This is a genomic window from Streptomyces sp. NPDC046925 (assembly GCF_040644915.1).
Classification (GTDB): Bacteria; Actinomycetota; Actinomycetes; order Streptomycetales; family Streptomycetaceae; genus Streptomyces.
Window position 1 is genome coordinate 687,779 of sequence record NZ_JBEYWZ010000003.1, and the last position, 11,700, is coordinate 699,478.

Genomic DNA, 11,700 nt, shown 5'->3' on the forward strand with positions numbered 1-11,700 from the left:
GCCGGAGCCCGGCACCGCAAGGGGCTTGCACGCACCTTGCGCAGTACCTGCACGAAAGCGGGCCCGTCACGGGCCTTGCCACTTGTAGAACCCGTTACTACCTTGCGGACATCTCCTGATGGCCCGTCAGAACTACAACGCGCCCCAGCACCGCACCAGTAGACGACTCAAGACCCGGAACTGAACTCCTGGAGTTGCCGATGCCCTGTCCAGCGCTGCCCGACGGGTTCGACTTCACCGATCCCGACCTGCTCCAAGAGCGCGTACCGCTCCCGGAGTTCGCCGAGCTGCGGCAGGCGGAACCGGTCCGCTGGATCGCCCAGCCGCCGCGCATCTCGGGATTCGACGACGCGGGATACTGGGCCGTCACGCGGCACGCGGACGTCAAGTACGTCTCCACGCACCCCGAGTTGTTCTCCTCGAACCTCAACACCGCCATCATCCGCTTCAACGAGACGATCAGCCGGGACCAGATCGAGGTCCAGAAGATGATCATGCTCAACATGGACCCGCCCGAGCACACCCGGGTCCGCCAGATCGTGCAGCGCGGCTTCACCCCCCGCGCCATACGGTCGCTCGAAGACGCCCTGCGCGACCGCGCGGGCTCCATCGTCGAGACGGCCCTGGCGAACGCCGCCGCCGACGGCTCCTTCGACTTCGTCACGAACGTCGCCGTCGAACTTCCCCTCCAGGCCATCGCCGAGCTCATCGGCGTCCCGCAGGACGACCGGACGAAGATCTTCGACTGGTCCAACAAGATGGCCGCCTACGACGACCCGGAGTACGCGATCACCGAGGAGGTCGGCGCCGAGGCGGCCATGGAGATCGTCTCGTACGCGATGAACCTCGCCGCCGCTCGCAAGGAGTGCCCGGCCAAGGACATCGTCAGCCAGCTGGTGGCCGCCGAGGACGAAGGAAACCTCTCCTCGGACGAGTTCGGCTTCTTCGTCATCCTGCTCGCCGTGGCCGGCAACGAGACGACCCGTAACGCCATCACCCACGGCATGCACGCCTTCCTCACCCACCCCGAGCAGTGGGAGCTCTTCAAGCGCGAGCGCCCCCAGACCACCGCCGAGGAGATCGTGCGCTGGGCGACCCCGGTCGTCTCCTTCCAGCGCACCGCGACGCAGGACACCGAGCTCGGAGACGTGACGATCAAGAAGGGCGACCGCGTCGGGATCTTCTACTCGTCGGCCAACAACGACCCCGAAGTCTTCGACGAGCCCCATAAGTTCGACATCACCCGCGACCCGAACCCGCACCTGGGATTCGGCGGCGGCGGCCCGCACTTCTGCCTCGGCAAGTCGCTCGCGGTCCTGGAGATCAACCTCATCTTCAACGCGATCGCGGACGCCCTGCCCGATCTGCGGTTGGTCTCCGACCCGCGCAGGCTCCGCTCGGCCTGGCTGAACGGCGTCAAAGAACTGCAGGTCAGCACGGGCTGACCTGCTGCCGGGGAGGCAGCGGCCATTCATCCCTACGCCCCGCCCCTGCCCTCCCCGGCTCCCGACCGCACTTGGCCGCCATCCAGGTGGCATATCCGGCCAGGTGTGGTCCCGAGCCAACGTTTCCGTTGCGTAACGCGTCTTGAGAAGTAAACGTTGCCTCTCCAAGACTTCGAACGGAAACGGTTGCCGTGGTCTCCGCAGGTCTCCCCCTCGCACCATCGGGCAGCGCGCCGTCGGACCGGAAGACCTCCCTCCGCGCCTTCTGCCGACGCCACCGGATCCCGCTCATCGCCACGCTGCCCACCCTGCCGCTGTACGCGGTGTGGGCGGCGTTCCTCGCCACCGGCGGCGGCGATCTCGCGGCGCAGGAGGCCTGGGCGCGCTTCGCGTCCGAGCACGGGGCGTCCGCGTACGGCCTGTTCTGGTACGGCGGCATGCACACCGCCAACTACAGCCTGATCTCGCCCTACTTGATGGCGGCCCTGGGCGTGAAGACGGTGACCGTGGTGTCGGGTGTCGCCGGTGCCTGGCTGGTCGCGGCCCTCGTCGAGCGCACCGGGATGCGGCGGCCGCTGTGGCCCGCCGTGCTCGCCTCCCTCGCCGTGTGGTGCAACGTCGCGTCGGGGCGCACCACGTTCGCGCTCGGCATCGCCTTCGGGTTCGCCGCGTGCCTGGTGCTCGTGCGGGAGCGGCGTATCGGGGCGGCCGTGGTGTGCGCGGCCCTGGCCACCATGTCCAGCCCGGTGGCGGGCCTCTTCCTCGTGGTGGCGGGCGCCGCCTACTTCCTCGTACGGGACTGGGGGCGGGCCGCGGCTCTCGTCGTACCGCCGGTGGTGGTCGTGGGGGCGACGACCGTGCTCTTCCCCTTCAACGGCGAACAGTTGATGCCGTTCGACCGGATCTTCCCGCCCGTCCTGTTCAGCCTCGCGCTGATCGTGGCGGCGCCGCGCGAGTGGCGGGTGCTCCGCTGGGGGGCCGGGGTGTACGCGGCGGGGACGGTCCTCACCTATCTCATCCCCTCCCCGATCGGCACGAACGTGGAGCGTCTGGCCGAGCTGCTCGCGCCCACCGCGCTGCTCGGGGCGCTCCTGATCCCCGCGCTGACCCGCGCGCGCCGCACCGTGCTCATCGTCGCGCTCGTCCTCTCCTCGGCCTGGGTGGGGCAGAAGACCGCGGACGATCTGACGGTGTCGACGACCGTGCCGGAGTGGGCAGCCGACACGCGGGGCGTGGTGGAGGAGCTGGAGCGGCTCGGCGCCGACCGGGGGCGCGTGGAGGTGGTCCCGGCCCGCAATCACCGAGAAGCGACGGCCCTTGCCCCGTACGTGAACATGGCGCGCGGCTGGAACCGGCAGCTCGACATCGAGCGTGGCCGTCTCTTCTACGACGGGACCTTCTCGGCCGCCACCTACCGGGCCTGGCTGGACAAGTGGGCGGTCGGCTATGTGGTGCTTCCCTCGGGCAAGCCGGACGGGTTCGCCGAGGACGAGGCCGCCCTTGTCGCCGGCGGGCCCGAGTGGCTGGAGCCGGTGTGGCGGGACGCCCATTGGCGGGTGTTCCGGGTGAAGGACGCGGTGCCGATGGTGTCGAAGCCCGCGTCCGTCGTCCGCTCCACCGGGTCGACCATGGTGGTCCGCGTCCCCACCCGCGAGCCGGTGACGCTGCGCCTGGTGTACTCGCCGTGGCTCCGGGCGGAGGGCGCCTGCCTGAAGAAGCACGGCGACTTCACCCGGCTCACGGCCTCCGCACCGGGAACGTACAAGATCAGCTCGGGGTACGGTCCCTCGCCGGGTCCTTCGACATGTCGATGACCGGCTTCGCTCCGGTGGCGGGCGCTGCTCCCGTGGCCGGTTCCGCTCCTGTGGCCGGTTCCGCTCCTGTGGCCGGTTCCGCTCCTGATGCCACCTTCAGGGTCCTGCCGACGCGGGGCCCTGCCAGGAGGTAGCCGAGGCCGAAGCCCGCGCCGACCACGGCCGCGCCGCCCACCGCGTCCAGGATCCAGTGGTTTCCGGTGGCGACGATCGCGGAGACCGTGAACAGCGGGTGCAGCAGGCCGAGCGCCTTCATCCACCACTTCGGGGCGAGGGCCACGATCACCACACCGCACCACAGCGACCAGCCGAAGTGCAGCGAGGGCATCGCCGCGTACTGGTTGGTGAGCGCGGTCAGCGTGCCGTACTCCGGCTTGGTGAAGTCCTGCACGCCGTGGACCGTGTCGATGAAGCCCAGGTCGGGCATGAGGCGCGGCGGGGCGAGCGGGTAGAGCCAGAAGCCGACAAGCGCGAGGATCGTCGCGAAGCCGAGCGCGGAGCGTGCCCAGCGGTAGTCGGCGGGGCGCCGGGCGTAGAGCACGCCGAGGACGGTCAGCGGCACCACGAAGTGGAACGACGTGTAGTAGAAGTTGAAGAACTCCTCCAGCCAGCCGACCTTCACCACCGCGTGGTTGATCCAGTGCTCGATGTCGATGTGCAGGAACTGCTCGATCGAGTGGATCTGCTCGCCGTGCCGCTCGGCGGTGGCCCGTCCGCCGGAGTTGGTGCCGCCCGTCGCGGCGAGCCGCGCCTGCTGGTAGGCGGAGTAGCCGACGCGGATCAGGAGCAGTTCGAGCAGGAGGTTCGGCCGGGTGGTGACACGGCGCCAGAACGGGAGCAGCGGCACCCAGCTCCAGCGCGCGGGCGCGGGCCGCGCGTAGTCGGTGGGGACGGGGGTTTGGTACGTCGGGGCCGAGCGGGACAGGAACGGCACGACGGTGGCCGCGGCGAGGGCGGCGATCAGCACGATGTTGTCGCGGATGGGCTCCACGACGGGCATGTTCGGCAGCATCATCTTCGCGGGCAGCGTCGACACGAGGACGACGGCCACCGGCCACATGTACCGGTCGGACTGCTTCTTGCCGACCCGGCCGACCACCGCGAGCAGCACCCACAGGAGCTGGTGCTGCCAGGTCGTCGGGGACACCGCGACCGCGACGCAGCCGGTGATGGCGACGGCGAGCAGGAGCTGCCCGTCCTTGGCGTACCGCACGGCGCGGCGCAAGCCGAGCCCGACGACGGCCACGCCGAGGGCGACGAAGAGGCCGATCTCCAGCGGTCCTTCGAGGCCGAGCCCGAGCAGCGCGCCGTGCAGCGACTGGTTGGCGAGGCCGCCCGGGTTCGCGCCGAGGCCCGCGCCCGCCAGGTGGTGGATCCAGTACGTCCAGGAGTCGTGCGGCATCGCGGCCCAGGCGAGCGCGGTGCAGGCGAGGAAGGTGGCGCCGGTGGAGAGGGATGCGCGTCTGCGGCCGGTGAACCAGAACAGCGCGGCGAAGAGCAGCACGGTGGGCTGGAGCGCGGCTCCGATGCCGATGAGGATGCCGCCGGCGCGTTCCCCGCGGACCGCGAAGCAGCCGAGCAGCACGAGCAGGACGGGGATGATGCTGGTCTGGCCGAGGTACAGGGTGTTGCGCACCGGGAGCGACAGCATCAGGAGGCAGATCGCGACGGGCGCGGCGAGCAGTGAGGTGCGCCGGGACACGGGCTGCGGCAGGGCGCGGGCGGCCACCAGGCCGAGGACGACGACCAGGGTCAGCGTGCCGAACGTCCAGCCCCAGCCGAGCGCCTGTTCGGCGGCGCGGGAGAACGGCTTGAGCACGAGTCCGGCGAAGGGGGTGCCGGTGAACTTGTCGGTGTCGTAGAAGGAGCCGTTCACATGGAGGACTCCGTCGGGGCCGATCCAGGTCTCCAGATCGGTGAGCCGGTCCCCTTCCGGTGTACGCAGGACGACGATCAGCTGCCGCAGCGCCAGTACGGCGGCGATCAGCCAGAGGGCGGCACGGACCGCCCCGATCCGCGCATTCGGTGGACTCCCGAAGGCATTTCCCGGTCCTCCGTGCTCAACATTCGCCACGCGTCGTCGGCCCTCCCGCCCCGATCTTCATCTCTGCTCGGCCCAACGTCCGGCCCGCGCCGAGAGTTCACCTCCGGCACCCGGGACCGGCAGTCGGCTCCGAGAGGCTCGCGCCCTCTGGTGAGACGCAAGCAACCCCCATTTCACCTGTCGGCCACCACCGATTTCTACCGGCTTTTGCGCAGACTTCCCAACTGACTGATTCGTCCGAGTGGACCGCCGGATCTCCACCGAGTGCCCACTTCCCCTCCATGAGACGCCTGCCGGCCGTGCGATGCGGTTCCTTGGGCGAAGGGCGACATAGATCACAAAGGCGTCTTGTCGCCGCCTTCACAACCGGAACCATTCGCCCTGGATAGCGGCACATTCCGAACGGTGTGCGGCCATCCGGGCACCCAACGTAATGGTGCTGTCTACACCTATGGTCGTTTTCGAGCCGCCCCCCGCTGGGCGGCTCTGTCCTTGTCGTCAACCGAGAGGCAGGCGAGCGAACCCTTGCCGGCAGCCGCACCCGTCGCACCCGTAGCGCCGCAGACCCAGGCCCCTCCGTCCGCGCCCACCTCGCCGGACGTCACCGTCGTCGACCCGGCGATGGTCAAGCGGGCGGTGAAGGCGGCCGCGCTCGGCAATGCGATGGAGTGGTTCGACTTCGGCGTCTACAGCTATATCGCCGTGACGCTCGGCAAGGTCTTCTTCCCGTCGGGCAACCCGACCGCCCAGCTTCTCTCCACCTTCGGCGCCTTCGCCGCGGCCTTCCTGATCCGCCCGCTGGGCGGCATGGTCTTCGGCCCGCTCGGCGACCGCATCGGCCGTCAGAAGATCCTCGCGCTCACCATGATCATGATGGCGGCGGGCACCTTCGCGATCGGCCTCATCCCCTCCTACGCGTCCATCGGCGTGGGCGCCCCGATCCTCCTGCTGATCGCCCGCCTGGTGCAGGGCTTCTCGACGGGCGGCGAGTACGCGGGCGCCTCCACCTTCATCGCCGAGTACTCCCCCGACAAGAAGCGGGGCTTCCTCGGCAGCTGGCTGGAGTTCGGCACGCTCGCCGGCTACATCGGCGGCGCGGGCCTGGTGACCCTGATGACGGCCCTCCTCTCCACGGAGGACCTGCTCTCCTGGGGCTGGCGCATCCCCTTCCTGATCGCGGGCCCGATGGGTCTGATCGGCCTGTACCTGCGCATGAAGCTGGAGGAGACCCCCGCGTTCGCGGCGGAGCTCACCAAGGCCCACAAGAACGAGCAGTCCCGCCCGAAGGTGCGCCTGCGCGAGATGGTCACGGGCCAGTGGAAGTCGCTGCTCCTGTGCATGGGCCTGGTCCTGGTCTTCAACGTCACCGACTACATGCTGCTCTCGTACATGCCGAGCTATCTGACGAGCGAGCTGAAGTACGACGAGACGCACGGGCTTCTGGTCGTGCTCGCCGTGATGGCGCTGATGATGTGCGTCCAGCCGTTCGCGGGCGCGCTGACCGACCGCGTGGGCCGCCGCCCGGTGATCGCCGCGGGCTGCGCGGGCTTCCTGCTCCTCTCGGTCCCCGCCCTGCTCCTGATCCGCCAGGGCTCGCTCTGGGCGATCGGCCTCGGCATGGCGGCGCTTGGCCTGCTCCTGGTCTGCTTCACGGCCTCGATGCCGTCGACGCTCCCGGCCCTGTTCCCCACGAAGGTCCGCTACGGCTCGCTCTCCATCGGCTTCAACATCTCCGTCTCCGTCTTCGGAGGCACGACCCCACTGGTCGTCACGGCACTGATCGGCGCGACGGGAAACATGATGATGCCCGCGTACTACATGATGGCGGCGGCCGTGGTGGGCGGAGTAGCGGTGTGGTTCATGAGGGAGAGCGCGGGCCGCCCACTGCCGGGGTCGCTGCCGGCGGTGGAGGCAAGCAGTTCCAGCCCGTCCGGCGCTTGAGGACGAACTCGGCGAAGCCGGTGATGACGGCCACCGAGGTCAAAGCCAAGGCCCCTGCGCCAGCAGGTTCTCGGGAAGGGGCGGGGTCGGGGAAAAATCCCGCCCCTACCCCACCGGCACCCCCGCCTGCCAAGCAGTGAACAAGGGCACCTCCCCCGCCCCGTCGAGCACCACAACCCCAAAGGGCCGGTTGAAGGCAAGCCACTCGATCCGCCGAGGAACATACGCACTGCCCGGCGCCATAGGCACGGCCGTAACCGCCGCCGCCTCAACCCCCTCCTCCGCGACCTTCACCACCGCCTCCTGCACCACCTGTGATATCGCAAGCCTCTCCGGCGACATCCCGGAGAAGTCGGCCCCCTCGGAGAAGGCCCACCGCACCCCCAGCGCACCCAACTGCTCCGAGGCGTCGACCCGCGTCCGCAAGGACATCCGCGGCACCGCCATATTGATCTGCTCGGCGTCGATCCCGGTCCACCGCCCCTCCGGAGCCCAGGCGAGCGGCAGCACCTCCGCGGCCCCCGCCCCCGGCTCGCCGAGCACGAACCGCACCCGCGCAGGCGCCCGCCCGCCCTCCGCCCGGCACTTCAGCTCGACGACGCTCGCCCCGCCCACCGTCCACGCGCAGTTCAGCGGAACGGGCCGGTGCATGGTGGGCACCCGGTGCCGCACGCCGAGCGCGTCCGTGAAGTCCTGGTCGCGCGTGCCACCACCCTCGAAGGGGATCTCCCAACGCGCCTTGAGAGCCAGCGCGTTGACCAGCACCAGCAGCACATCCGGCGTGATGACCACGGGCAGCCGCTCGATCGACCCGCCCGTGGCCTCCCGCACCCAAGCGTCGATTCCGCCCGGGTCCATCGGCCCGAACCCCACCTCCGGCAGCGCCTCGCGAAAGGCGCGGTACACCGGAACCCGGCTCCACACCCCGGTGGCGACGGCCACCGCGTCCGTCCCGGCCAGTGCCCCCGCGGCGGCCGTGACCGCACCGGCGGCGTCCTCCCCCGCCACGCCGAGCAACTCCCGCAGCTCCCCGGCGGTTTCCTCCCGCGCGCCCACCGCGACCGCGGCCAGCGCGAGCCACAGCCCGGCGGGCGAGCACACGAAGTCCCCCGCGGCCCCGCCCTCGCCCTCGCGGCCCCCGGCCATCAGCGGCAGCCATCGGTCGGCGAGCCCCCTGATCGCCCCCGCCGGCAACATCTGCTCGGTCCCGTACGTCATCTCAACCCCCGCAGCTCACTGCACACGCCCCGCCACTACAGCTCGACGACTTCAGTATGCGAGTCCCCACTGACAATCGACCCCCACCGCATTAACATCGTTAGCGAACCTAATGAAAACGCAAAGTCGAACACCGGAAAGGCCCGGGCCCTCATGACCCAGCAGCAATGGACCGCGGTGGACACGTACTTCACCGACCTGCTCGCCCCCGGCGACGAGGCACTGACCGCGGCCCTGCACGACAGCGACGCCGCCGGACTGCCGCAGATCAGCGTCGCGCCGAACCAGGGCAAGCTGCTCCAGCTCCTGGCCCAGATCCAGGGCGCGCACCGCATCCTCGAAATCGGCACGCTCGGCGGCTACAGCACGATCTGGCTGGCCCGCGCCCTGCCCGCGGACGGCCGCCTGATCACCCTGGAGTACTCACCGGTCCACGCCGACGTGGCCCGCGGCAACCTCGCCCGCGCCGGCCTCGACAAGCTCACCGAGATCCGGACGGGCCCGGCCCTCGACTCGCTCGCCGGGCTCGTGGCCGAGGACGCGGCCCCCTTCGACCTGGTCTTCATCGACGCGGACAAGGCCAACAACCCGCATTACGTGGAGTGGTCGCTCAAGCTCACGCGCCCCGGCAGCCTCATCGTCATCGACAACGTCGTGCGGAGCGGCGCGGTGGCCGACGCCGACAGCACCGACCCCGGCGTGCAGGGCACGCGCGAGGCGCTCGACCTCATCGCCCGGCACCCGAAGCTGACCGGCACGGCGCTGCAGACGGTGGGCACGAAGGGCTACGACGGCCTGGCCCTGGCCCGCGTACTGGACTGAGCCCCCGAACCGACCGCGCCGGCAGCCGCAACCCCTGCCCTGCCGACCTCGCCCCCGCCCCTCGTATCGACCCTCGTATCAATACTCGTGATAGAAGCCGACGTTCACGCTGCGCGGCCCGGACCTGTCCTGGATGACGACGTCACCGGACCCGCCCCTCGGCAGCGGCGCCGTCCCCCCGTACTCCAGGGGTGACGCCACCCCGCTCACCGTCAGGCGGACCTGTGAGGCGGGCTCGGGATGCGAGCCGCGCAGCCAGGTCACCGTCCAGGCCCCGTCGGCCCCGCAGCGGAACTCCAGATGCGTACGCGACACGAACAGCCAGTCCTCCGGCGGCACCAGACGGCACACCCCGCGATCGCGCCCCACCCGCAACACGGCACCCGGCGCGCTCGGCGCGTCGGCCATGAGCATGCCCGCGGTCGCCCCCTCATCGGCCCCGGCCAACGAAGCCATGGTCAACTCCAGCACGTGCGTCCCCCCACTCTCGACGAACCGGACGCGAACCCCCGGAGCACGCTTACAAGCGCTCCGCACCGCGCCGCCGCATCCTAAGTCGCCCCTCGCGCGAAAGCACGGGCCCTTGGAACAATGAACCCATGACCGAACGGAAGCCACCTGGAGTCAACTTCGAGTCGTGGACTCCCCGACGCCCCCTCCGAGCGGGCGGCCCGGCAACTGGTGACGGACTGAACGTCAAGATCGCCCTGCTGAGCGCGTCGGAGGCATGCGCGACCGAGCGCGTCGGGGGCATGCGCGAGGATGGGCGGATGAGCATCGTGAAAATCAACGTCCTGACCGTGCCGGCCGAGCAGCGAGAGGTCCTGGAGAAGCGCTTCGCGTCCCGCGCCGGCGCCGTGGAGAACTCGGACGGCTTCGAGTGGTTCGAGCTCCTGCGCCCCATCGAGGGCACCGACGACTACCTCGTCTACACGCGGTGGCGTGACGAGGAGTCCTTCAAGGCGTGGATGGAGGGCCCCATGAAGTCGGCCCACCAGGGCGGCGGCGCGGCCGGCGGGGAGCGGCCCAAGCCCGCGTCGACCAGCGCCGCGGTGTGGTCCTTCGAGGTCGTGACGCAGGCCGCGCCCAAGGGCCAGTAGCGGCGAGAAGCGACCGGCAGCGGCCGGGAGCAGCCAGGAGCGGTCGGCGGCGGTCGGCGGCGGCCGGGAAAACCGATACCGGTGCGCCGCTCCCTCGTGGTGCGATGGGGCTCATGATGTCCACAGACCGGATACTCGCCTTCGCGGCGATGTCCTTCCTGCTGATCGTGATCCCCGGGCCCAGCGTCCTGTTCGTGGTCGGGCGGGCGCTGGCCCAGGGGCGCCGTGCCGCGCTGACCACGGTGGCGGGGAACACGATTGGCGCGTACGTGCTCGTCGTGGCCGTCGCGTTCGGGGTCGGGTCCGTCGTGGAGCGCTCGGTGGCCGTCTTCACGGCACTCAAGCTGCTCGGCGCCGCCTACCTCGTGTATCTGGGGATCAAGGCGGTGCGCCAACGCAAGGCGCTGCATGCCGCGTTCACCGGTGAGGGACCCGCGCACAGCGGTCTGCGTACGTTGTGGGAAGGGTTCGCGGTCGGCGTGGCGAACCCCAAGACCATCGTCTTCTTCGCCGCCGTGCTGCCGCAGTTCGTCGACCGCGAGCAGGGGCACGTCTGGTTGCAGATGCTGGTGCTCGGTCTCGTCTTCAACGCCATCGCCGTGGCGTCCGACAGCGTGTGGGGTCTGGCCGCGGCCACCGCGCGCGGCTGGTTCGCGCACTCGCCGCGGCGGCTTTCGATGATCGGCGGGGTCGGCGGCCTCACCATGATCGGTCTCGGCGTGAGTGTCGCCGCGACGGGACGCAAGGAGTGAACGCCGTGCACCGCACCGATACCCGTACCGAAGGCTCCGTTTCCTGGACCGTGGCCCCGGAGGCGGTCGGCTCGCCCGACGCCGCCGCGCTGTGGCGCACGTACTACACGGAGGTCAGCGACCGGTACTACCTCCTCCATGAGCGGCGCAGGACCGCACCCGAGGAGCTGGAGCGCGAGATCGCGGCCGAGACGGGCGACGACCTCCGCCCGCCCGCCGGCACACTCCTCGTCGCCCGGTATGGCGGCGAGCCCGCGGGGACGGCGGGGGTGCGGCTCCTGGACGACGTGAAGGGCGTCCGTACCGCCGAGCTCAAGCGCGTCTTCCTCCGCGAGGAGATGCGCGGCAGGGGCGGCGCCGCGCTCCTCCTGGCCGCCGCCGAGGACGCGGCCCGCGCGCTCGGCGCGGAGCAGATCGTCCTCGACACGCGCCTCGACCTGGTCGAGGCCAGGGCGCTCTACGCACGGCACGGCTACGAGGAGAGCGAGCCGCTCACCGAGCGGATGTACGCCGAGTGCTGGTACGTCAAGAAGCTGGTCCCGGCGGCCGGTTGAGGCCGCCTCC

Annotated in this window: 10 protein-coding genes; 7 read left to right on the plus strand and 3 right to left on the minus strand. The window is 70.5% G+C overall.

The window, feature by feature from the left end; genetic code table 11:
- The first annotated feature begins 200 nt into the window (after positions 1-200).
- Positions 201-1,445 (plus strand): cytochrome P450, encoded by a 1,245-nt coding sequence (locus ABZ906_RS16345; RefSeq protein WP_361382493.1) that lies wholly within the window; start codon positions 201-203, stop codon positions 1,443-1,445.
- Between the two features lie 191 nt (positions 1,446-1,636).
- On the plus strand, positions 1,637-3,259 hold the full coding sequence (locus ABZ906_RS16350; protein ID WP_361382496.1) for a hypothetical protein: 1,623 nt from the start codon (positions 1,637-1,639) through the stop codon (positions 3,257-3,259).
- Here the strand turns inward: ABZ906_RS16350 and ABZ906_RS16355 are convergent.
- A complete protein-coding gene (locus ABZ906_RS16355; protein WP_361382499.1) occupies positions 3,213-5,333 on the minus strand; it encodes a bifunctional glycosyltransferase 87/phosphatase PAP2 family protein in 2,121 nt (706 codons plus the stop codon). The two genes, ABZ906_RS16350 and ABZ906_RS16355, sit on opposite strands and share 47 nt — an antisense overlap.
- A gap of 495 nt (positions 5,334-5,828) precedes the next feature.
- Here ABZ906_RS16355 and proP point away from each other — a divergent pair, with 495 nt between their 5' ends.
- A complete protein-coding gene (gene proP / locus ABZ906_RS16360; protein WP_361382502.1) occupies positions 5,829-7,244 on the plus strand; it encodes a glycine betaine/L-proline transporter ProP in 1,416 nt (471 codons plus the stop codon).
- Between the two features lie 105 nt (positions 7,245-7,349).
- Here proP and ABZ906_RS16365 read toward each other — a convergent pair whose 3' ends face one another.
- Positions 7,350-8,462 (minus strand): serpin family protein, encoded by a 1,113-nt coding sequence (locus ABZ906_RS16365; RefSeq protein ID WP_361382504.1) that lies wholly within the window; start codon positions 8,460-8,462, stop codon positions 7,350-7,352.
- Positions 8,463-8,615: 153 nt separating this feature from the next.
- On the opposite strand from ABZ906_RS16365, the gene ABZ906_RS16370 reads away from it, so the two are divergent.
- On the plus strand, positions 8,616-9,284 hold the full coding sequence (locus tag ABZ906_RS16370; RefSeq protein WP_361382507.1) for an O-methyltransferase: 669 nt from the start codon (positions 8,616-8,618) through the stop codon (positions 9,282-9,284).
- A gap of 78 nt (positions 9,285-9,362) precedes the next feature.
- Here the strand turns inward: ABZ906_RS16370 and ABZ906_RS16375 are convergent, their stop codons facing one another.
- Complete coding sequence (locus ABZ906_RS16375) at positions 9,363-9,755, minus strand: hypothetical protein (protein WP_361189616.1); 393 nt, start codon at positions 9,753-9,755, stop codon at positions 9,363-9,365.
- Between the two features lie 299 nt (positions 9,756-10,054).
- Between ABZ906_RS16375 and ABZ906_RS16380 the strand changes: the two genes are divergently transcribed.
- The 3 genes from ABZ906_RS16380 to ABZ906_RS16390 all read left to right on the plus strand — a co-directional run bounded on the left by ABZ906_RS16380 (position 10,055) and on the right by ABZ906_RS16390 (position 11,690).
- Complete coding sequence (locus tag ABZ906_RS16380) at positions 10,055-10,384, plus strand: antibiotic biosynthesis monooxygenase (protein ID WP_361189614.1); 330 nt, start codon at positions 10,055-10,057, stop codon at positions 10,382-10,384.
- Between the two features lie 113 nt (positions 10,385-10,497).
- Complete coding sequence (locus tag ABZ906_RS16385; RefSeq protein ID WP_361382510.1) at positions 10,498-11,136, plus strand: LysE family translocator; 639 nt, start codon at positions 10,498-10,500, stop codon at positions 11,134-11,136.
- A 5-nt stretch (positions 11,137-11,141) separates the two neighbouring features.
- Positions 11,142-11,690, plus strand: coding sequence for a GNAT family N-acetyltransferase (locus ABZ906_RS16390; protein WP_361382512.1), 549 nt, complete (start codon positions 11,142-11,144; stop codon positions 11,688-11,690).
- Positions 11,691-11,700: the final 10 nt, after the last annotated feature.